Origin of the sequence: Budvicia diplopodorum (assembly GCF_009800925.1) — a bacterium.
Classification (GTDB): Bacteria; Pseudomonadota; Gammaproteobacteria; order Enterobacterales; family Enterobacteriaceae; genus Budvicia; species Budvicia diplopodorum.
In genome coordinates this window covers 1-21,963 of sequence record NZ_WOYF01000014.1, presented here as the reverse complement: position 1 = coordinate 21,963, position 21,963 = coordinate 1, and the positions used below count along the sequence as shown (strand labels likewise).

General features: G+C 47.6%; 18 protein-coding genes and 1 riboswitch. Of the genes, 10 read left to right on the top strand and 8 right to left on the bottom strand.

The window, feature by feature from the left end:
- Positions 1 to 216: 216 nt before the first annotated feature.
- Together ppc and argE are read right to left on the bottom strand one after the other, a co-directional pair.
- On the bottom strand, positions 217 to 2,853 hold the full coding sequence (gene ppc, locus GVI43_RS12370) for a phosphoenolpyruvate carboxylase (protein ID WP_159567170.1): 2,637 nt from the start codon (positions 2,851 to 2,853) through the stop codon (positions 217 to 219).
- Positions 2,854 to 2,999: 146 nt separating this feature from the next.
- The gene (argE, locus tag GVI43_RS12365; protein ID WP_159567169.1) at positions 3,000 to 4,157 is read right to left on the bottom strand and encodes an acetylornithine deacetylase; all 1,158 of its coding nucleotides are present in this window, start codon (positions 4,155 to 4,157) and stop codon (positions 3,000 to 3,002) included.
- 212 nt (positions 4,158 to 4,369) lie between these two features.
- On the opposite strand from argE, the gene argC reads away from it, so the two are divergent.
- The 4 genes from argC to argH all read left to right on the top strand — a co-directional run bounded on the left by argC (position 4,370) and on the right by argH (position 8,981).
- Positions 4,370 to 5,374 carry an N-acetyl-gamma-glutamyl-phosphate reductase gene (gene argC, locus GVI43_RS12360; protein ID WP_159567168.1) on the top strand — a complete coding sequence of 335 codons (1,005 nt, stop codon included), beginning with the start codon at positions 4,370 to 4,372 and terminating at the stop codon, positions 5,372 to 5,374.
- 11 nt (positions 5,375 to 5,385) lie between these two features.
- On the top strand, positions 5,386 to 6,159 hold the full coding sequence (gene argB, locus GVI43_RS12355; protein ID WP_159567167.1) for an acetylglutamate kinase: 774 nt from the start codon (positions 5,386 to 5,388) through the stop codon (positions 6,157 to 6,159).
- Between the two features lie 85 nt (positions 6,160 to 6,244).
- Positions 6,245 to 7,465: an argininosuccinate synthase gene (locus GVI43_RS12350; RefSeq protein ID WP_159567166.1), complete on the top strand. Its 1,221-nt coding sequence runs from the start codon at positions 6,245 to 6,247 to the stop codon at positions 7,463 to 7,465.
- A gap of 139 nt (positions 7,466 to 7,604) precedes the next feature.
- The gene (gene argH / locus GVI43_RS12345) at positions 7,605 to 8,981 is read left to right on the top strand and encodes an argininosuccinate lyase (RefSeq protein ID WP_159567165.1); all 1,377 of its coding nucleotides are present in this window, start codon (positions 7,605 to 7,607) and stop codon (positions 8,979 to 8,981) included.
- A gap of 83 nt (positions 8,982 to 9,064) precedes the next feature.
- Here argH and GVI43_RS12340 read toward each other — a convergent pair whose 3' ends face one another.
- From GVI43_RS12340 to GVI43_RS12330, 3 genes are all read right to left on the bottom strand, one after another.
- Positions 9,065 to 9,817 carry a GolD/DthD family dehydrogenase gene (locus GVI43_RS12340; RefSeq protein WP_159567164.1) on the bottom strand — a complete coding sequence of 251 codons (753 nt, stop codon included), beginning with the start codon at positions 9,815 to 9,817 and terminating at the stop codon, positions 9,065 to 9,067.
- 56 nt (positions 9,818 to 9,873) lie between these two features.
- A complete protein-coding gene (locus GVI43_RS12335; protein WP_159567163.1) occupies positions 9,874 to 11,157 on the bottom strand; it encodes an MFS transporter in 1,284 nt (427 codons plus the stop codon).
- A 380-nt stretch (positions 11,158 to 11,537) separates the two neighbouring features.
- Positions 11,538 to 12,116, bottom strand: coding sequence for an Ail/Lom family outer membrane beta-barrel protein (locus GVI43_RS12330; RefSeq protein WP_159567162.1), 579 nt, complete (start codon positions 12,114 to 12,116; stop codon positions 11,538 to 11,540).
- Positions 12,117 to 12,526: 410 nt separating this feature from the next.
- On the opposite strand from GVI43_RS12330, the gene GVI43_RS15990 reads away from it, so the two are divergent.
- The gene (locus tag GVI43_RS15990) at positions 12,527 to 12,682 is read left to right on the top strand and encodes an RNA 2'-phosphotransferase (RefSeq protein WP_343032123.1); all 156 of its coding nucleotides are present in this window, start codon (positions 12,527 to 12,529) and stop codon (positions 12,680 to 12,682) included.
- A 174-nt stretch (positions 12,683 to 12,856) separates the two neighbouring features.
- On the opposite strand, the gene GVI43_RS12320 is transcribed toward GVI43_RS15990, so the two are convergent.
- Both GVI43_RS12320 and GVI43_RS12315 read right to left on the bottom strand, forming a co-directional pair.
- Entirely contained in the window at positions 12,857 to 14,305 is a 1,449-nt protein-coding gene (locus GVI43_RS12320) for a dihydrolipoyl dehydrogenase (RefSeq protein WP_159567161.1), read from the bottom strand.
- A 154-nt stretch (positions 14,306 to 14,459) separates the two neighbouring features.
- The gene (locus tag GVI43_RS12315; RefSeq protein ID WP_159567160.1) at positions 14,460 to 15,191 is read right to left on the bottom strand and encodes a glutathione peroxidase; all 732 of its coding nucleotides are present in this window, start codon (positions 15,189 to 15,191) and stop codon (positions 14,460 to 14,462) included.
- Between the two features lie 159 nt (positions 15,192 to 15,350).
- On the opposite strand from GVI43_RS12315, the gene oxyR reads away from it, so the two are divergent.
- The 3 genes from oxyR to GVI43_RS12300 all read left to right on the top strand — a co-directional run bounded on the left by oxyR (position 15,351) and on the right by GVI43_RS12300 (position 17,432).
- Positions 15,351 to 16,268 (top strand): DNA-binding transcriptional regulator OxyR, encoded by a 918-nt coding sequence (gene oxyR / locus GVI43_RS12310; RefSeq protein WP_159567159.1) that lies wholly within the window; start codon positions 15,351 to 15,353, stop codon positions 16,266 to 16,268.
- A 147-nt stretch (positions 16,269 to 16,415) separates the two neighbouring features.
- Entirely contained in the window at positions 16,416 to 17,051 is a 636-nt protein-coding gene (gene fabR, locus GVI43_RS12305; protein WP_170324332.1) for an HTH-type transcriptional repressor FabR, read from the top strand.
- Positions 17,052 to 17,072: 21 nt separating this feature from the next.
- Positions 17,073 to 17,432: a YijD family membrane protein gene (locus tag GVI43_RS12300; protein WP_159567157.1), complete on the top strand. Its 360-nt coding sequence runs from the start codon at positions 17,073 to 17,075 to the stop codon at positions 17,430 to 17,432.
- Positions 17,433 to 17,522: 90 nt separating this feature from the next.
- Here the strand turns inward: GVI43_RS12300 and trmA are convergent, their stop codons facing one another.
- Complete coding sequence (trmA, locus tag GVI43_RS12295; RefSeq protein WP_159567156.1) at positions 17,523 to 18,623, bottom strand: tRNA (uridine(54)-C5)-methyltransferase TrmA; 1,101 nt, start codon at positions 18,621 to 18,623, stop codon at positions 17,523 to 17,525.
- 166 nt (positions 18,624 to 18,789) lie between these two features.
- Positions 18,790 to 19,008, top strand: a riboswitch (cobalamin riboswitch).
- Positions 19,009 to 19,081: 73 nt separating this feature from the next.
- Between trmA and btuB the strand changes: the two genes are divergently transcribed.
- Both btuB and murI read left to right on the top strand, forming a co-directional pair.
- Positions 19,082 to 20,944: a TonB-dependent vitamin B12 receptor BtuB gene (gene btuB / locus GVI43_RS12290; protein WP_159567155.1), complete on the top strand. Its 1,863-nt coding sequence runs from the start codon at positions 19,082 to 19,084 to the stop codon at positions 20,942 to 20,944.
- A gap of 29 nt (positions 20,945 to 20,973) precedes the next feature.
- On the top strand, positions 20,974 to 21,765 hold the full coding sequence (gene murI / locus GVI43_RS12285) for a glutamate racemase (RefSeq protein WP_159567154.1): 792 nt from the start codon (positions 20,974 to 20,976) through the stop codon (positions 21,763 to 21,765).
- Positions 21,766 to 21,963 lie beyond the last annotated feature (198 nt).

Here is a 21,963-nt window from a genome sequence, read left to right as displayed (position 1 = left end):
CGCACCGGAATATGGACATTCTCTGGCGGCCGAGGGGCCGTGCTTATTTGGCTTGGAGTTCGATACGTTCAGAAACACCGCCCCTCGGCCGCTAGAAAAAGATAATATTTCGATATTATTTTTGCGGACGAAACTTGCGCTGAAATCAAATTAAACCACTTTGTCATCAATAAAAAATGCCGCATATCGCGGCATTTTTTATCGCTTACGGTTGCGCTAACCGGTATTGCGCATACCGGCGGCGATACCGGCGATTGTTACCATCAGGGCTTGTTCTACCCGCGGATCCGGCGTTTCTTGCTGGCGTGAACGGTGAAGCAGTTCCGCTTGTAAAACGTTTAACGGATCGGTGTAGACGTTACGCAGTGCGATCGACTCGGCAATCCACGGCATTTTTTCCATCAGATGCTGGTCGTTAGCCAGAGCCAGCACTACTTTTATATCCTCGGCCAGCAGTGAACGTAGCTTCTTACCCAAAGGCCAGAGCGACTTATCGACTAAACGCTGATCGTAATATTCGGCCAACCACAGATCCGCTTTGGCGTAGACCATCTCTAACATATTGATACGCGTATTAAAGAATGGCCAGTCGCGATACATTTCTGCTAACTGCTGCTGTTTACCGTGTTTAATTGCGTGCTGTAAGCCCGTACCTGCACCTAACCATGCCGGTAGCATCAGTCGGTTCTGTGTCCATGCGAAGATCCAAGGAATGGCGCGCAGGCTTTCTACGCCGCCGTTTGGCTTACGTTTAGCCGGGCGTGAACCGAGCGGTAGCTTACTCAGTTCAAGTTCCGGCGTTGCCGAGCGGAAGTAAGGAACAAAGTCAGGCTCTTCGCGCACGATATCGCGATATTCCCGACAGGAAACGTCAGAAAGCTCATCCATCAGGTTGCGCCACTCTTGCTTAGGCGCCGGTGGCGGTAGCAGGTTAGCTTCAAGAATGGCACTGGCATAGCTAGAAAGGCTGCTCAGCGTCACTTCCGGCAGACCGAACTTAAAGCGGATCATCTCGCCCTGTTCCGTAACGCGCAGGCCGCCTTTTAGCGATCCCGGCGGCTGTGACAGTAATGCATCGTGGGCCGGTGCACCGCCGCGACCGATGGTTCCGCCACGGCCGTGGAATAGCGTGAGGTCAACGCCAGCAGCATCACAGGTTTTAATCAGGGCTTCCTGCGCATAGTATTGCGCCCAAGACGCCGCCAGCACGCCGGCATCTTTAGAGGAGTCGGAGTAACCGATCATCACCATCTGCTTATTGCCGATAAAGTTGCGATACCATTGAATATTCAGCAATTGGGTCATGACATCGTTGGCATTATTTAAATCTTCCAACGTTTCAAACAGCGGGCAAACGGGCAGGGGGAAAGTACAGCCCGCCTCTTTTAACAGCAGGTGTACAGCCAGCACGTCGGAAGGCGTGCGGGCCATAGATATTACGTAGGCGGCAATTGAGCCTTCTGGGGCTTTAGCCACGACTTTACAGGTATCGAGCACTTCTTGCGTATCGGCGCTTGGCTGCCAGTCTCGAGGCAGCAGCGGTCGTTTAGACTGAAGTTCGTTAACCAAAAATTCTTGCTTTTCTTTTTCTGTCCACTCGCTGAAATGACCTAGCTCAAGATACTGCGTCAGTTCAGACAGCGCATCGCTGTGGCGGGTGCTTTCCTGACGGATATCAATGCGTACCAACGGTAAACCGAAGCAGCCGATGCGGCGTAAGGTATCCAGCAATTGGCCGTTAGCGATAATTCCCATGCCGCTGTCGCGCAGAGATTGATAACAGGCGTATAGCGGATCCCAGAGCTGATGGTTATAAATCAGTACATCGTCAGGACAGTTGACGCGTTCGCCGTTTAAGCGGGCGGTTAGATAATTGTGAGTACTCATTAACCGAGTACGCAGCCGTTTCATCAGTTCACGGTAAGGTTCAACCACGTCATCGCCGCCGGCCATTTCTCTTAGCTCCGGCGTACAGTCTGACATGGAGAGCTCCGAAACCAGAACCTGAATGTCCTTCAGGAACAGTTCAGCGGCCTTCCAGCGGCTATACAGCATGACGTGTTCAGTAATTTTAGCCGTGACGTTTGGGTTACCGTCACGGTCACCGCCCATCCATGAGGTAAAGCGGACCGGAACGGCCTCGACAGGCAGGTTATAGCCGAGCGCGTCGACCAGTTGGTCATTAAATTCACGCATGAAGGCGGGAACGCCTTCCCACAGGCTGTTTTCTACCACGGCAAAGCCCCATTTAGCCTCATCAACCGGCGACGGGCGAATCTTTCTGATTTCATCCGTATGCCAGGATTGTGCGACTAGCTGACGCAGGCGACGCATAATCTTGTCATGCTCGTAGTCAGCCAGATCGTTATGATCCAGCTGGCTCAGGCAATTGTTGACTTCAACCAGCTTGTGGATCATGGTGCGGCGGGCAATTTCAGTGGGGTGCGCAGTAAGTACTAACTCAATAGAGAGCTGCTCAACGGCCTGTCGAATCTTATCATCGGTCAGATTTTGTTCTCTTAGCTTGTTGAACAGATTGGCAAATACCACCGGATTATTCGTCGCTTCACCGTGAGAAGAAATACTGTGGTATTGCTCCGCGGTATTGGCAAAGTTCAGAAACTGGTTAAACGCTCTGGCGACGGGCAAGAGCTGATCGTTAGACAGGTTTTGTAGGGTTGAAAGCAATGCCTGACGGTTGGTGTCATTACCGGCTCTGGATGATTTAGACAATTTCCGGATGGTCTCTACCTTCTCCAGAATGCCTTCTCCCAACGCTTCTTTGATAGTGTCACCGAGAAGTGTGCCAAGCATGCTGACATTGCTTCTCATTGCTGAATATTGTTCGTTCATATGTCTCCTGCCTGGTTCATGAGAACTCTGCTATTTTCGCTAAAGTAGAGTTGTATCACACAAAATGAGTACTGCCTTGTTTTTGTTGAATCCGTTGAGTTTGCTACACGACTATTTCTGAAAAACCCGTAATTACGCCAGCTTTTTTATTTTGCCGTGGTACAAAAATGCTGGATAACCTGTGTCAGTAATTGGCGGGTTGGCTGTATAAATGACGTTGCCAAAAATTCATCAGGCTGGTGAGCCTGTTCAATTGAACCCGGGCCCAGAACTAAAGTGGGGCATATCTGCTGTATAAACGGTGCTTCAGTACAGTAGTTAGCCACATCGGCTTGGGCTCCCACTAGTTTCTCCACCGCCTGAATTAGCGGACTGTCTGCGGCACATTCATAGCCTGGAATGGGCTCATGCAGAGGCCCTATGTCAATCCGGCCCGGCCAGCGGGTGCTTACCGGCGCTAATGCGCTATTGACCAATTCGTCTAGGTCATTGAGCGTCAGGCCCGGTAGCGGGCGAATGTCTAAGTGTAGCTCACAGCAGGCGCAAATCCGGTTAGGGGCATCGCCGCCGTGAATATGGCCAAAGTTCATGGTTGGATAAGGTATGGTAAACGCATCGTGGTGATAGCGCTGTTTTAAATCGTCTCGTAGTAGCTTCAAATGGCTGATGGCGTCGTGCATTAGCTCAATGGCGTTAACGCCGCGCGACGGATCGCTGGAATGTCCTGATTGCCCGGTAATACGTACTGCGTTGGAAATATGCCCTTTATGGGCCCGGATTGGCCGCAGCGAAGTTGGTTCACCAATAATGGCACCGTCGGGTTTTAAATGGCTGGTGGCGGTGAAGTATCGGGCACCGGCCATCGAGGTTTCTTCATCGGCGGTGGCCAGAATGTGCAGCGGTTTGAGCAGCCGTTTGCTATCAATATCCCTTAGCGCATCAAGTATAAAGGCAAAGAATCCCTTCATATCGGCGCTGCCCAATCCATAAAGCCTATTGTTATGCTCCGTTAGGGTAAACGGATCGCGAGTCCATTGGCCGTCATCAAAAGGTACGGTATCGGTATGACCGCATAACAGCAGCCCGCCGGGGCCTTCGCCTATTGATGCCAGTAGGTTGAATTTATTACGGGTACCGGGCACCGGCTGAACTTCAACCTTGAACCCTAGTGTTGTAAACCATTCCGCCAGTAGGTTAATCAGTGTTTCATTACTTTGGTCGAGTGCGGCATCGGTAGCGCTGATGCTGGGAATGGCTATCAGTTTGCTATACAGCTCGATAAACGGAGGTAATGTTTTATTCACAAGTAGCGGCCTATTTGGGTGAATTTTCAATATAAATTCATTTATTTTGCATAAAAATACAATAAAGGATTGTCTAAGGGAACAGAATTTCGTACCTTAAGCATTAATTAGTTCACATTACCGTATGCGCTCTGTCTTTATCAATAAACGTTATCAATCGGTACTGCCAATATTGATATCAGGCGATGTGCGCACTTAACTAGGTCATTTTTATGCTAGATACACTGATTGTCGGCGCAAGTGGTTATACCGGTGCAGAACTGGCAGCTTACTTAAGGCGTCATCCTGAAATAAACATTGTCGGTTTGATGGTGTCAGCACACAGCGCTGATGCCGGGAAAATCTTTTCAGATTTGCATCCTCAGCTAAAAGGATTGGTCGATCTCCCTTTGCAGCCGTTGAGCGATGTGGCAGAAGCGGCCAAGGGCGTTGACGTGGTGTTTTTGGCTACCGATCACCAAGTAAGCCACGATCTTGCTCCTCAGTTTCTGGCCGCCGGTTGCGTAGTTATCGATCTGTCGGGGGCTTTCCGTGTCGATCGGGCTGAATTTTATACTCAATATTATGGTTTCACTCATCAGCATAGCGATCTGTTAAAGCAGGCGGCTTACGGTTTGGCTGAGTGGAATGCAGACAAAATCAAACAAGCCCGGCTGATAGCCGTTGCGGGCTGTTATCCGACCGCTTCTCAGCTGGCGCTAAAACCGCTGGTCGAAGCCGGATTATTAGATAAACAGCAGTGGCCAGTGATTAATGCCGTCAGCGGCGTTAGCGGTGCGGGGCGTAAAGCCAGTATGACCACCAGTTTCTGCGAAGTGAGTTTGCAGCCTTATGGCGTGTTTACCCATCGCCATCAGCCAGAAATTTCTACTCATTTGGGTATTCCGGTCATTTTTACTCCTCATCTGGGTAACTTCCCAAGAGGAATATTGGCGACGATTACCTGTAAGCTAAAAGTAGATATTGGGGAGCCAGAGATTAAGCGTGCGTTTCACAACGCTTATCACAATAAACCGTTGGTCCGGGTGTATGAGAAAAACCTTCCGGCACTGAAGTCGGTTATTGGGCAGCCCTTCTGCGATATCGGTTTTGCCGTTAATGGCCAGCATATTATTGTGGTGGCCGCGGAAGATAATCTACTAAAAGGCGCCGCCGCGCAGGCGGTACAGTGTATGAACCTGCGGTTTGGCTTTAGTGAAACCCAATCCTTACTCTAGGGAGAAAAAGGATGAATCCGTTAATTATTAAACTCGGTGGCGCACTGCTCGATAGCGATGAAGCAATGGAACGTCTGTTTGTTGCGCTGGCATGCTATAAGCAAAAGAGCTCGCGGAATATGCTGATTGTGCACGGCGGTGGCTGTCTGGTTGACGAACTGATGAAAAAGCTGGCCCTGCCGGTTATCAGAAGAAATGGCCTGCGGGTTACGCCAGAAGATCAAATCGGCACCATTACCGGCGCGCTGGCCGGGACGGCGAATAAGACCCTATTAGCCGTTGCAAAAAAACATAAAATCAGCTCGGTAGGGCTGTGTCTTGCGGACGGCGATATGGTTGAAGTCAGCCAGCTGTCGGGCGATTTAGGCCACGTTGGTGAAGCTAAAGCGGGTAGTAAAAAGTTCATTGAAACCCTGCTAGCCGCCGGCTATTTACCGATTATTAGCTCGATTGGCATTACGCCCGAAGGGGCGTTAATGAACGTTAATGCCGATCAAGCTGCGACCGCATTAGCGGCAACGTTAAGCGCCGATTTGGTTCTGTTGTCTGACGTTAGCGGTATTCTCGATGGTAAAGGCCAGCGCATTACCGAAATGACCGCCGATAAAGCCCAGAAGCTGATCGATCAGGGAATTATTACCGACGGCATGATTATCAAGGTTAATGCAGCACTTGATGCGGCCCGTACCTTAGGCCGCCCCGTGGATATAGCCAGTTGGCGTAACGCTGAGCAGTTACCCGCGCTATTTAACGGCGTGCCGGTGGGAACCCGAATATTGGCTTAGTCGGGCAGAGAATAGCGTTTATCTTTTAATCAATAGAATAGTTAGTGACTCAATAAATTTCAGACTAGCGATCGAGGAAATAGTGATGAATAACCAAGGTATTAAGAAAATTGTTTTAGCATATTCAGGTGGCCTCGACACATCGGCGATTATTCCATGGTTGAAAGAAAACTACGGTGGATGTGAAGTGATTGCCTTCGTTGCCGATATTGGGCAAGAACGAGCAGATTTAGACGGCGTAGAGCAAAAGGCGCTGAACTCCGGGGCATCATCCTGCTACGTTGTTGACCTGCGTGAAGAGTTCATCAGCGAGTATGTTTATCCCGTTCTGCAAACCGGTGCGCTGTATGAAGGTAGTTATTTGCTGGGCACGTCAATGGCCCGTCCGCTAATTGCCAAAGCGCAGGTTGAGCTGGCTCTTAAGCTGGGTGCCGATGCTTTGTGCCACGGTGCAACCGGTAAAGGTAACGATCAGGTGCGTTTTGAAACTACCTATACGGCGCTGGCCCCTCATCTTAAAGTGGTTGCTCCATGGCGTGAGTGGAATTTGCGCTCTCGTGAAGCTCTGCTCGATTACCTGAAAGAGCGTAATATTCCGACCACGGCATCGTTAGAGAAAATCTACAGCCGTGATGAAAACGCATGGCATATTTCTACCGAAGGTGGGGTGCTAGAAACGCCTTGGAATGCGTCGAATCAAGACTGTTGGGTGTGGACCGTAGCCCCTGAAGATGCACCGGATCGGGCTGAGCTGGTTACCGTTACCGTTGAGAAAGGTAAAGTGACCGCGGTAAACGGTAAAGCCATGAGCCCGTTCAAGTGTTTGGAAGCGTTAAACGAGCTGGGTGCGAAACACGGTATTGGCCGTATTGATATTGTTGAAAACCGTCTGGTGGGCATTAAGTCCCGCGGTTGCTACGAAACCCCGGGCGGCACCATTATGGTGACCGCGCTGCGCGGCGTCGAGCAACTGGTTTTGGATCGCGATAGTTTCAAATGGCGTGAGCAGCTCGGCCTAGAAATGGCCTATGTGGTATACGATGGCCGTTGGTTCGCACCATTGCGCAGATCGCTACAGGCGGCGGCAGAGTCGCTGGCTCAGGACATTAACGGCGAAGTCGTGGTTAAGCTATATAAAGGTCAGGCGACGGCGATTCAGAAAAAATCACCAAACAGCCTGTACTCTGAAGAGTTTGCGACCTTCGGCGAAGATGAAGTTTATGACCACAGCCATGCGGGTGGGTTTATTCGCCTGTTCTCTTTATCTTCACGTATTCGTGCGTTGAATGAGCTAAAGACTAACTAATTCATAAAATAGTTAACGTTTATCTGATGAAACGTTATTCTGTATGGATGAGTAGTTCACATAAGCTATACACTACGGTTTATAGCGTAAAGCCAAGGGCGATTATGATATCGCCCTGATTTTTTAGGAGTAGAAAGGTATGGCATTGTGGGGTGGCAGATTCAGTCAGGCGGCAGATCGGCGCTTTAAGCTGTTTAATGATTCACTGCGTTTTGACTATCGCTTAGCCGAGCAGGATATCATTGCCTCCGTGGCGTGGTCGAAAGCGTTAGTAACCGTCAGCGTGTTAAGTTCGCAAGAACAACAAAAACTCGAACAGGCACTGGATGAATTACTGACTGAAGTTCAGGCGGATCCTGATGCTATCCTTGCCAGTGATGCCGAAGATATTCACAGCTGGGTTGAGCAAAAGCTGATTGGTAAAGTGGGTGACCTCGGTAAGAAATTACATACCGGGCGCAGCCGTAACGATCAGGTAGCCACTGACCTTAAGCTGTGGTGCAAAATGCAGGTGGGTTTACTGCTTCAGGGCGTTAAAGAACTGCAACAGGCTCTGGTCATTACCGCTGAGCAGAATCAGGATGCCGTTATGCCCGGTTACACCCACTTACAGCGGGCTCAGCCGGTGACTTTTGCCCACTGGTGCATGGCCTACGTTGAAATGCTGGCTCGTGATGAAAGTCGTTTACAGGATGCGTTAAAGCGCATGGACACCAGTCCGTTAGGCAGCGGTGCGCTGGCCGGAACGGCTTATGAGATCGATCGCGATCTGCTTGCGGGTTGGTTAGGCTTCAGCGCCGCAACTCGAAATAGTTTGGACAGCGTATCGGACCGTGACCACGTTCTGGAGCTGCTGTCCGATGCCTCTATCAGTATGGTGCACCTGTCACGCTTTGCTGAAGATCTGATTTTCTTTAATACCGGTGAAGCCGGGTTTATCGAACTGTCGGACCGCGTGACGTCTGGCTCATCTCTGATGCCGCAGAAGAAAAACCCGGATGCACTGGAACTCATTCGCGGAAAATGTGGCCGGGTTCAGGGCGCATTGACCGGCATGATGATGACGTTAAAAGGCCTTCCTCTGGCTTACAACAAAGATATGCAGGAAGACAAAGAGGGCATCTTTGACGCACTAGATACTTGGTTAGACTGTCTGCATATGGCGGTGTTGGTGCTGGACGGCATTCAGATTAAGCGTTCGCGCTGTCAGGAAGCGGCTCAGCAAGGTTATGCTAATGCGACTGAGCTGGCAGACTATCTGGTTGCTAAAGGTATTCCGTTTCGTGAAGCCCACCATATTGTTGGCTCCGCGGTACTGGAAGCTATTTCGCAGGGCAAGGCATTAGAAGCGCTTTCACTGGCTCAGCTGAAGCAGTTTAATCCGGCAATTGAGGACGATGTTTATTCGGCGCTGTCGCTAAAGTCCTGTCTGGAAAAACGCTGTGCTAAAGGCGGTGTAGGCCCCGAGCAGGTTGCTAGCGCAATTGATGCGGCTAAGACCCGGTTAGATATTTAGTTTTAACTGGTCAATTAAATGCGGGCAAATAACTACGTTATTTGCCCGCTAAATTCTACGGAAAATATGACCTATAGTGACCGTTAAATAATGGTATAGCCTCCGTCAATAATCATATTTTCACCGGTAATAATCCCTGCCTGTTTGCTTATCAAGTAAGCCACCGCGGATGCGATTTCTTCCGGCGTAGCGAAGCGCCCGACCGGGATCTTCGCTTTCATCTCTTCAGCCCGCTCGCCGTGCCAATAGCGTTTACCCAATTCGGTTTCCACTACCGTCGGGGAAATACAATTCACCGTGATACCATATTTTCCTAACTCTGCAGCCAATACTTTTGATGCAATGACTAAACCGGCTTTGCTGGTGCAGTATGCCGCATGGTTTTCTAGTGCGATCACGCTGGCCTGTGAGGCAATATTGACGATGCGCCCGTATTTTTGCTGCGTCATAACCTTACCTGCCGCCTGAGAAAGGAAATAAGGTGCGGTTAAATTTATCAGTAAGGTAGCATCCCAACTCTGTTGCTTAACTTCAAGTACCGGCTCCAGTATGCCAATGCCTGCGTTATTGACTAATATATCCAGTCTGCCAAACGTGTTAACAACCCGATCGATCAATGCTGGCATTTTGTCTATTTCAGACAGATCGGCAGTAATGCCAAGGCAATGGCTTGGCATCTTTTCGGCTTGAGTAACAACGTCCGGGTTCTTATCCACCATGGCCACTTTAGCGCCCAGGCTCGACAGTAATTCTGATATGGCTAAGCCGATGCCTGCGGATGCTCCCGTAACGATAGCAACCTGTCCGTCTAGATTAAATAAATTATGGTTTGTCATATGATTCCTTAATATTTTTTAAAGTATGAGTTAAATTCTAATTATTTAAACTAAGACTAAAATTGGTTTTTTGGCTGTGGATTACGAATAAAGTAAGTCAAAATTCCGCCAACAAAATATAAAGCCGAATAGGCAATAACCACACTCTGAATATCAAATGACGCGCTGAATAATATGGTCGCTACGGCCGGGCCGATAAAATTGCCAATACCACCGCCTAAGTTCTGAACCGAAATGGCAGCACCTTTATGATCCGGGGCCAGCATTGGGAATATTGCACCCATAGGTACGAATGAGGTTAATGTCAGAGCCAGTAACAGAGCGCCAAATATTGCTACTCCTAGGTTTCCAGGGAAATAGAGCGGCAGAAAATAGAATATAAGCGTAGTTAGGGTACAGCCAAAAAAGCCAACCCAGCGCATTTGGAATAGCCAGCCAATTCTATCGCCGATTAACCCCCATAGCACGTTAGTTACCGGCTGAACTAAAAAGAATATACCCCATATACGCATCCACTGTTCGGATGTAAATCCGACGCCCTGAGAGGTGTAATGCAACGGCATAAATATAGGGAAACCAAACAGTGCTAAATTACATAGAACTCGGATAATCAACGCCAGTGAAATATTCTTATCCTCAAAGATTAGCGTAATACCTCGGCTAATTTCTTTCATTTTTTCTGCTGAGGATAATGTAATTTTACTATCTCTATTTGAGCCAATATCTTTAATACAGAATAACGCGATTAATCCACCGACAATAACCCATGCTAACGACATCCATAAAGTACTAATAAAGCCGATTAATGGAATAGTCACGCTGGGTAAGAAGGAGGCCACGATGCCGTAACCGATGGTGAACATTGACCATATCCAGCCGGTTGCCGAGGCTAACCGGTGGCCCGGCGTTCTCTGTACCACTAATACATAGAAGGCATAAAAGAATAATGGATAAGCAAAGCCGCGGATGGCATAGAAGAGTAATATTAGTTGGTAGTTTTTAGCCATCAGACCAAATTTAACAAATAGAATATGGAAAACCACCCACCATATTACGCCTAGCGCCATGATCTTACGCGGCCCATAAATTTCACTGATTCCCCCGGATAACCAACTTGCAATAGCGGCGGTAACTGCATATACGGTAAAAACCAGCGCGCTTTGTGAAACGCTAAAGCCTAGCTCAATAATGTATTTCGATAAGAATGCTAGCTCAACGCCATCACCTGTCATAAAGACGGCAATAGCAACGTATCCCCAAAAGAGTTTAACTGGCATACCAAAGACTATTTTAGAATATCCAACGTCTTGATTTGTGTTCTCGGATAGTATGGCTGTCATATATCATCCTTTTTCGAGTGAAAAATGAACAATGATATTGGATGATAACCACCAGGTTGACCTTTGTGTTGTTGCCACATTGCTGGTGAAAGTGGCAGTAATGAACGGGTTGAATCGTGCGTAGTCTCAAAATTAAAATTATTTCTGAGCCGTTAGGTGAGACGTTTGATAACTAACTTATATACCCGTCATACTTAAAGCTGCATGTGCGTTGGCTTTCCTCGCTCACCCCAGTCACTTAACTACAATAAGCTTCAGGGGATTCACTGCGTCACCGCCTTCCTGCAGCTCGAATTATTTTGGGTATAGGCAATTCGATATGAAATTTTAGCCAGAAACAAAAAAGCTCCGGTTTAACCGGAGCTTCATTAATTCAATTATTAGAAGTGATAGCCAAGGCCAACGTTGAATCCATTGATTGAATGATTTTGACCATCAACGTCTAATTGTGAACCTTCATAGCCGACGCCTACCGTCACGCCTTCCCATGCGTTGATTTGTAAACCAGCGCCATACATCAGTGAGGTTTTACGTTCGCTGCCGTTAATCGAACCCATATTTTGATAGGTGCCGCTACCGTTATAGTTCAACCATGAAGAGGAGTAGTCTACTTTATTTAGATTAACGCCGAGTAAGCCATAGATACTGACCATATCGTTAAAGCGATAGGCTGGGCCTACTGACAGAGAGTAATACTTAATTTCTGCGTGAGTATTGATGATGTCTCTAGTAACTAAATAGCTAGTATCATCATTTCCGCTCATATAAGTGAATGATGAAATTATGCTAACGGGAGAATCCCACTCGTAACGGTATTTTACGTTTACACCGTCAATATCATCGAAATCCTGAACGGTACTTTGAGCATAGCCCAGAGTTACAGTATGGTTACCTGCATGGGCAATATTGCCCGCCGTTAATGCAGCAAATACGGCCGCAGCTACTAATACTTTGTTCATAACACATTGTCCCTAATAAATATTAATAAAATATGAAGCGGCCGAATTGTACACATACATTTTGTAGATATATATTTATTTTTATAGAATTATTACTAATAGAATCAATGCGGATTAATTTATCCGCGTTATTTAATAAATGGAGCTAGTAAACAGTAAATTTTTGCTCCAGTTTATAAATATAAAAAATCGTCACTAAAGTGTTGCTGTAACATTAAAGATATTCTGATGATTGAGGCCTGCAGTAGCTGAATATTTCGCGAAGGAGATTTGGCGTCATGATAATCAAGTGTTCAATATAATATGGGTAATCTGATGTTAGTTTTTTCACCTTAATTTTCTATCAAATGAGTTTAATATCATTTGTTCTATAAATATATTGGGATGATAAATAATGAGTATGCAACACATTGAGACCAGCAAGTTTAAGCTATGTATTACGACATGAGCCGCAAGCTATAGGTTTGACGCTCGATAGTGAAGGGTGGGTCGACATCAATGCTCTGATTACCTGCGCCTGCCAGAAATTATGGCAAAAATGCGGCCTGATGACGTGCTGTCTCTGACCGCCGATCACGGTTGTGAGCCGACATGTCCGTAGATCATACCCGTGAACGAGTTCCGGTTGTGATCTACGGCCAAAGCATTCCTGTCGGTTCTGTAGGTATTCGAGATATTTTTGCTTTCTTTCAGTTCGACTGAGCAAGACAATGGTTATTGTTCAGTGAAACACTAGGTGATTAATCCCCAGGACAACGCTGGCAGCGTTCAATTTCGCTATGACCCAGCTGCAATTTACTTTCCAGATCGCGCAGTGCCGTGCGCAGCCCTTCTTCAATCACCGGATGATAAAACGGCATATCCAGCATTTGTTCAACGGTCATTTGCTGTTGATGAGCCCAGGCCAGTAAATGAGCGATATGCTCTACGTCAGGCCCGATCATCTCAGCGCCCAAGAAACGGCCTGTACCCTGTTCACCATAAACATGGAGTAAGCCCTTATTGCGCAACATCACCCGTGAACGGCCCTGATTCTCAAATGAGACTTCGCCAACCTCAAAACAGCCGCAGGCGCCGAATTTCTGACTTAGTTCACGGTAGGTAGAGCCAACCATAGCGATTTGTGGGTCTGAGAATACGACTGAAATAGGGCTACGGCGCAGGCCGGGCGATACTTCTGGGAATGAGCCCGCATTTTCACCGGCAATACGAGCCTGATCGCTGGCTTCATGCAGTAACGGTAATTGATTGCTGGCATCACCGGCGATAAAAATATGAGGTACGCTGGTTTGCATTGTTAAACCATCGGCTAGCGGAACGCCTTTCTCATCCAGCTTGAGCGTGGTGTTTTCTAAGCCAATGTTATCAACATTCGGGCGGCGCCCGGTGGCCGCCAGCATGTAATCGACGGTAATTTCCTGAACCTGACCGCTGCGATCGTGATAACGAATAAATACGCTGTCGCCCCGGCGTTCAACAACATCGACGTTAGCATTCGGGTCGAGATAGAATTCATTATTCAACGTGTCGGCTGCGTATTGGCGAATAGCGCTATCGGTCAGTGGACCTACTCCACCACCCACGCCAAACATGGTGACTTTAACGCCCAGCCGATGGAGCGCCTGACCCAGTTCTAACCCGATAACGCCGGGGCCGAATACGGCAACGGAAGAGGGTAAATCATCCCAGTCGAAAACGTTATCGTTAACGATCAGGCGATCGCCCAAGGCATTCCAAGCAGCTGGCCACGCTGGGCGTGAACCACTGGCGATAACAATGCGTTTTGCCTGAATCCGGGTATGGTTACCGACTTCAAGCGTATTATCATCGATAAAACGGGCATAACCGCTAACTTTATCCCGCGCTGGAATTTCATCTACGCCTTCGAGTACAAAGCCGACAAAACGATCGCGTTCGCGCTTAACCCGACTCATCACTTCACGGCCATTGATTTTTATTTCACCTTGAGGATGAATGCCAAACTTTGGTGCGCGTTCAATCTGGTGCACGGCTTCAGCGGCAGCGATTAACAATTTGGATGGCATGCAGCCAACGCGGGCACAGGTTGTACCGTAAGGGCCGCCTTCGATCATAACTACGTTCGGCGTTAAGCATTTTGCCGCCCGATAGGCTCCTAGCCCCGCAGTGCCGCCGCCGATAACAGCTACGTCGACCTGTAATTCTTTCATCCTGATGTCTCCTGACAATACTCTTGGTGGCGTTAGCTGAATTGCCAACTACTTTCTAGAGAAATAGCGATTAAAAAAGGCGGACCAAAGTCCGCCAAGAACTACCATTGGCAACTGTTTATGAGCGATATCAAACAGTCCTTTCCGTCACCGATTAAGCGGTAAAGTAACTTTCTAAATCGTCACTGCCACCGATATGTTTTCCACCAATGTAAACCTGTGGAACCGTGGAGCGACCGGTGATAGCGCGCAGGCTAACGGTTGTTGCGTCAGTACCTAAAATGATTTCTTCATACTGTAGGCCACGGTCTTGTAGCATTTGTTTTGCTTTGGCGCAGTACGGGCAGCCGGGTTTGGTCAGCAGTGAAATAGATTCCTGCAGCCGGCATTCCGGAGCGAGATATTTCAGCATGGTGTCAGCATCAGACACTTCAAACGGGTCGCCCGGCTTGTTAGGCTCAACGAACATTTTTTCGATGATGCCGTTACGAACCAGCATGGAATAGCGCCATGAACGTGGGCCAAAGCCTAGATCGGCTTTCTCTACCAGCATATTCATGCCGTTAGTGAACTCACCGTTACCATCAGGAATAAACGTAATATTTTGCGCATGTTGATCGGATTTCCATGCGTTCATGACAAAGGTATCGTTAACCGAAATGCACAGTACGCTGTCTACGCCGTATTGTTTAAATATCGGGGTCAGCTCGTTATAGCGAGGTAAGTGGCTAGAAGAACAGGTGGGGGTAAATGCGCCCGGTAGCGAGAAAACGATAACCGTTTTGTCTTTAAATAGTTCTTCTGTGGTGATGTCGATCCATTGGTCTCCCTGACGGGTGTGAAAAACGGTATTTGGTACGTTCTTACCTTCCTGAGTGGTAAACATTTTGTCGCCTCTTGGTTATTTAAAAGTGCGTATTAACTTTTTTTCATTACGCATCATATTTTCGTTATGAGGATTATCCATTGGTAAGATTAATAGGTACAATCGTTAGTCACTATCCTATCTATTGATAGCATCTATCTAAAATTAAGGGTTTGACCTATGAATATTCGCGATTTGGAATACCTTGTTGCCCTTTCTGAGCACTGTCACTTCAGGCGGGCGGCTGATTCCTGTCATGTAAGCCAGCCAACGTTGAGTGGACAAATTCGTAAGCTAGAAGATGAACTGGGCGTTATGCTGCTTGAGCGTACTAGCCGTAAAGTATTATTTACTCAGGCCGGTATGTTGCTAGTCGATCAGGCCAGAAAAGTTTTACGGGAAGTGAAAGTTTTAAAGGAGATGGCCAGCCAGCAGGGTGAAGCCATGTCAGGGCCGCTGCATATTGGTTTAATTCCGACCGTGGCTCCTTATTTGTTACCGCATATTATTCCGATGCTGCACAAAGAGTTTCCGAAGTTAGAGATGTATTTACATGAAGCTCAGACAAAAGAGCTTTTAGCTCAGCTAGATAGCGGAAAGCTGGATTGTGCAATTCTGGCGTTAGTTAAAGAAACAGAATCATTTATTGAAATGCCTCTATACGATGAACCAATGCGTTTGGCGATATACTCAGACCATTCGTGGGCCAGTAGAGATAAAGTGATGATGTCTGAGCTGGCCGGCGAGAAGCTGCTGATGCTAGAAGATGGTCACTGTTTACGCGATCAGGCGTTGGGATTTTGCTTTGAAGCCGGAGCGGATGAAGATTCACACTTTCGTGCCACCAGTCTGGAAACCTTACGTAACATGGTAGCGGCGGCCAGCGGTATTACATTGCTTCCGCTATTGGCTACGCCTCCTCAGCGTGAGCGCGACGGTATTTGCTATCTGTCTTGCTATAAGCCCGAGCCAAAAAGAACGATTGGTTTAGTCTATCGTCCGGGTTCTCCACTTCGGGCTCGCTATGAGCAACTGGCTAAAACCATCGGTGAGCATATGCCGGTCGTTATTGACACCGAGCAAAAGCGTATTGGTTGATTTGTTTCGACGAATTGGGCGATAAATTTAAACGTCGTGTTCTTGAGCTGCTTCGCAGCAATCGCCTTGTAAGACAGTTTATGATCAACCGTTGACGGGTATTATGAGTAATATTGCGATCGGTGAAATGATGAGGAAAAAGGTGTGATAGGAGTAAGGGCACTACAGAAAGAACGTACTCGCCGTTCGCTTATTCAGGCCGCGTTTAGCCAACTAAGTGCAGAAAGAAGTTTTGCTAGCCTAAGCTTGCGTGAAGTTGCGCGTGAAGCCGGTATCGCGCCAACCTCCTTTTATCGCCATTTTCGTGACGTTGATGAGCTCGGGTTAACCATGGTGGATGAGAGCGGATTAATGCTACGGCAGTTAATGCGCCAGGCTCGCCAGCGTATCGCCCGGGGTGGCAGTGTGATTCGCACGTCCGTTTCAACCTTTATGGAATTTATCGGCGATAATCCTAATGCGTTTCGCCTGTTACTCAGGGAACGTTCGGGAACGTCTGCTGCGTTTCGTGCGGCAGTGGCCCGGGAAATTCAACATTTTATTGCTGAGCTGGCTGACTATCTTGAATCAGCCAATCAGATGCCGCGTAGTTTTACTGAGGCGCAGGCAGAAGCGATGGTCACTATCGTGTTTAGTGCCGGTGCCGAAGCCTTAGATATTGACTTGGCCCAACGAAAGCAGCTGGAAGAACGGTTAGTTCTACAGCTACGTATGATTTCGAAAGGCGTTTATTATTGGTATCGCCGCGAGCAGGAAAAAGGCGCAACAATAATTTCGCTATAAATGGCCTGAAGGGAGGTTGCGATGACAGAAAAAGTAATCAGAGATTATCGTACGCTGCTATTAGCGTTTATTACCGGTTTATCAATTAACGGAACCTTTAACGCGCTGTTCGATTCCGTTATCAGCTTTTCGATATTCCCGATAATTGCGCTATGCCTTTCTGTTTATTGTTTATATCAGCGCTATGTGACTTATTCATTGCCCGAAGGGACACCCGGACTAGCTGCGTCTTGCTTTCTGTTAGGTATTTTTCTTTATAGTTCAGCCATTCGTGCTGAGTACAGTGAATTGGGTTCTAATTTCCTGCTGACTATTATATGTGTTGCGTTAGTATTCTGGATTGGCTATAAACTCAACCTGACTCAACATAAACCGTCTTAACCGATAGAAAAATTCATCAATATAATAAGAATAGCGCTAAATGAACGTTTGCTGACCCCGATAGATATCGGGGTTTTTTATTGCCGGTTATTAACGCTTTTCTAGCAATACACCACATTCCATGTGGTGGGTGTAGGGGAATTGATCGAACAGCGCCAGTCTGGTGATGTTGTGCGTTTGGCTTAGCGTCGCTAAATTATCACTTAGCGTTTCCGGGTTGCAGGAAATGTAGAGTATTCGCGGGTAAGCCTGAACCATCTTGAGAGTTTGAGCATCCAGCCCGCTGCGGGGAGGATCGACAAAAATCGTCTCACACTGATACCCGCTAAGATCGATACCTTTTAACCGGTTAAATTCTCTGATGCCCTGCATCGCCTGAGTAAACTCCTCGGCCGACATTCGTATTATTTGTACGTTATTAATCTGGTTGGCAGTGATATTGAACTGGGCTGCCGCTACCGATGGCTTGGCAATTTCAGTGGCCAATACGCGATTAAAATTTTTCGCTAACGCTAGCGAAAAGTTACCGTTGCCACAGTAAAGCTCTAATAAATCTCCCTGAGCGCCGGTTGTTACGTCCTGCGCCCATTCCAACATATGAATATTTACCGCCGCATTGGGTTGGGTAAAGCTATTCTCTGTTTGGCGATAGATCATTCCGCGCCCGTTGACCATCAGGCATTCATCCGCATAGTCCCGATCCAAACATACTTTTTGCTTGGATGCCCGGCCAATTAATTGCAGATTAAAACCGTCAGCCCGTAAGCTGCCGCGAAGCTGTTCAGCCAGCCGCTGCCAGGCTTCATCTAATTGGCGATGATAGAGCAATGACACCAAAATTTCGCCGCTTAGTGTCGACAGATAATCTATTTGGAATAGCTTATGGCGAAGGGCTTTATGCGGCGTTATGCCCTGCAGTAGCTTCGGCATCACTTGATTTATCAATAAACTGGCTGCCGGAAAGCTATCGACGCGAAGCCGCCGTTTGGTGCCCTGATCGAACATAATATGATAAATCTCGTCGCCATCGTGCCAGATCCTAAACTCTGCCCGCATGCGATAGTGGCCGATCGGTGAACGGAATACTTCCGGTTCCGGCGCTGAGTAAGGCGCCATCATAGAGACTAAGCGTTCTCTCTTTTCAGTCAGCTGGGCATCATATCGATCTATCGGCAGATTATCTGGTGTCATCGCATTCTCGGGTGTCAGGGTATTGCATTCGGAAGATTAATTTATTCAGGCGGAATTGTAAGGAATGACGGCGTGATGTCCAGCATTGTGAACTTTATTCAACCAATAATCGGGTTTCAACCCAGCTTGAATAAATAGAAGTCTAGACATCTATATCTAATTGCTTGTAGCATGTGCGGGTTCCGGCCTCTTTAACACTGAGTTAAAAGGGAATCTGGTGTGAATCCAGAACTGACGCGCAGCGGTAAATAGGAAAGCTACAACCGCACTATTATTCATTGAATTATCATTGAGTAACCGGTGCAGACACTGTCGATATTGATGGGAAGTTGTTGTTAAGTGATTGTCCTTAAGTCCGAAGACCTGCCGGAATTCCGTCGCATTTATTACAGCCGTCGCGTACTACGTGCTGTCTTCTTGCGGCATCCTGCAACTTAAGGTCGGATGCTTTATTCACTATGTCTACAAAAAAAATAGTATTACTCACCTCTCTTTCCGTTACGGCTTTCTCAGGATTAGCTCAGGAAGAACCTGAAAAATTGGTGGTTACTGCCAGCCGTTTCCCTCAGCCAGTTTCCACCGTTTTAGCGCCAATGGATATTGTCGACCGTGATGATATTGAACTCTGGCAGGCTAAAAGTATAAGCGACGTTTTGCGTCGTTTACCGGGCGTTGATATTGCCCAAAGCGGTGGCCGTGGGCAGGCTGCAACCCTGTATGTTCGCGGCAACGAGGCTCGTCACGTATTAGTGCTGGTTGATGGTATTCGTGTACCGATTTCCGGCATCGTAGGCGTTGCCGACTTTAATCAGATCCCGATTTCATTAATTCAAAAAGTGGAGTTTATCCGAGGGCCTCGTTCTGCGGTTTACGGCTCTGAAGCTATTGGCGGCGTCATTAATATCATTACCCAGTCAGATACTGATGGCGCTAAGGTTGAAGCCGGATTAGGTTCCAACCATTACCAGCTTTATGACGGTAGCGTGCGCCAGACTGTGGCTGAAAATACCACTCTTACCGCTGCCGGTTCATTTGAGGATACTCGGGGCTTTAACACTAGCCCTTATTCCCCATATGGCCCGGATAGCGACCGCGACGGATTCAGAAGTAAATCGTTCTGGGCCGGCGTTGACCATAAATTTAACTCTCAGTTTTCAGCCTTCGTTCGTGGCTATGGGTATGGCAATAATAGTGAATATGATGCCAACTCGACTTATCCTGATTCTGCTAATGAACGCCAGCTATACAGCCATAATTACGATATGGGACTGCGCTTTCTTGAAGGAAAATATTCTTCTCAATTAATCGCGAGCTACCAAAAATACAAAGACTATAACTACAACAGCGAAAATGGGTTGTATAACGACGGTACCTCGCTGGATGACGCATCGCAACGCAATATTCAGTGGGGTAATAGCTACACGCTAGGCCGTGGTGCAATTAGTGGTGGTGTCGACTGGCGTCAGGAACAGCTTGAGTCATCAAGTAATAGTGTGACCGATAGCTATCAGCGCGATAATACCGGGTTTTACCTGACGGGGCAGCAGGAATTAGGCGATTTTATCTTGGAAGGTGCATTCCGAACTGATAAAAATCAGGCGTTCGGCTGGCATGAAACCTGGCAGTCAGCCGTCGCATGGGAATTTATTCCCGCTTATCGTTTTACGCTGTCTTATGGTACCGGATTTTTAGCGCCGACTTTGGGGCAACTGCACGGCGCTTCACGTTATGGCATTGTATCTAATGATGACTTGAAACCGGAAGAATCCCGTCAGTGGGAAGCCGGACTAGAAGGTGAAACCGGTCCTTTGAACTGGCGCCTTGCCGGATACAGAAATAAAATCACTAATCTGATTGGCTATGAGTCCGATCCTGTGACCTATGACGGCCAATATACCAATATCGAATCGGCCACCATTAAAGGCGTTGAATGGACCGGTAGCTTCGCTACTGGCTTCTTGAATCACCGTATGACGCTGGAATATCTAGACCCGCGCCGTGATAAAGATAATCAAGTGCTTGCCCGCCGTTCAAAACAGAAAGCAAAATATCAGCTCGATTGGAATATGTTTGGTCTAGATATGGATGTATCATATCAATATTATGGAAAACGTTATGACAACAATACTTCGGCCTATTCTAATGAGCAAATACGCTTATCAAGCTACAGCACGGTAGATGTGTCGGCGGCTTACCCTGTTACTGAACGTTTGACGATTCGGGGTCGAGTTGCCAATTTATTCGATCGAGATTATGAAACTGCGTACAAATACCAAACTGCAGGGCGGGAGTATTATGTCACTGCAACTTATGCCTTCTAACCCATGGCTATTTAACAAAGGAGCCCCGCATGCCAACAGCTTTAGTTTTTGATTCTGGTGTGGGCGGACTCTCTGTTTATCAGGAAATCCGGCAGCTAATGCCGGATTTATCCGTTATATATGCTTTTGATAACGCGGGTTTTCCCTACGGTGAACAGCCTGAACAGATTATTGTGGAACGGGTGGTTAAAATGGTCGGGGCGATTTGTCAGCGCTATCCAATCGACATCATTGTTATTGCCTGCAATACGGCGAGCGTCATTTCTCTTCCCGCTCTGCGTGAAAATTTCAACTTGCCCATTGTTGGCGTAGTTCCTGCCATTAAACCGGCGGCTAGCTTGACCCGTAATGGTATTGTCGGGTTGTTGGCGACTAAATTTACCGTCAATCGTCCTTATACGCATGAGCTGATCGCCAGCTTTGCTAAGGACTGCCAAATTGAGTTAATGGGCGCTTCCCGTCTGGTGGTGATTGCAGAAGCAAAGCTTCACGGTGAGGTTATTGACCTTAATGAATTGCGCGAAATTCTTTCCCCGTGGATTTATGCCGAATCGCGGCCTGATACCATTGTTCTTGGTTGTACTCATTTCCCATTATTGAAAGAAGAGCTAGCGGCTGTCCTGCCAGAAGGAACTCAACTGGTGGATTCTGGCGCAGCCATTGCCCGGCGAGTTTCCTCATTGTTGTCTGAGGTTCCCAGAAACGGTAATCATTTAGCAGGCAATTTGGCTTTTTGTTCGCGCATTAATGATGAAACGGAAAAACTGATGCCGGTATTGCGCCAGTTTGGTTTTGTATCGCTCGCAGAACAGTCGATTTAGACTCGTTTTGGCGAAAAATAAAGCGTTCAGATAATAATTGCGATTTAACGCTTGCCAGATGATTCTCAGACCCTATAATGCGCCTCCACTGACACGGCAAACCGCCGTTCAGCACGAGGCGTTCAGGCAAAAATCTCAGATTTAATCCTTGACTCTCCGGCGGGTTAGCGTATTATTCGCAGCCCGTGTTGCAGGAAG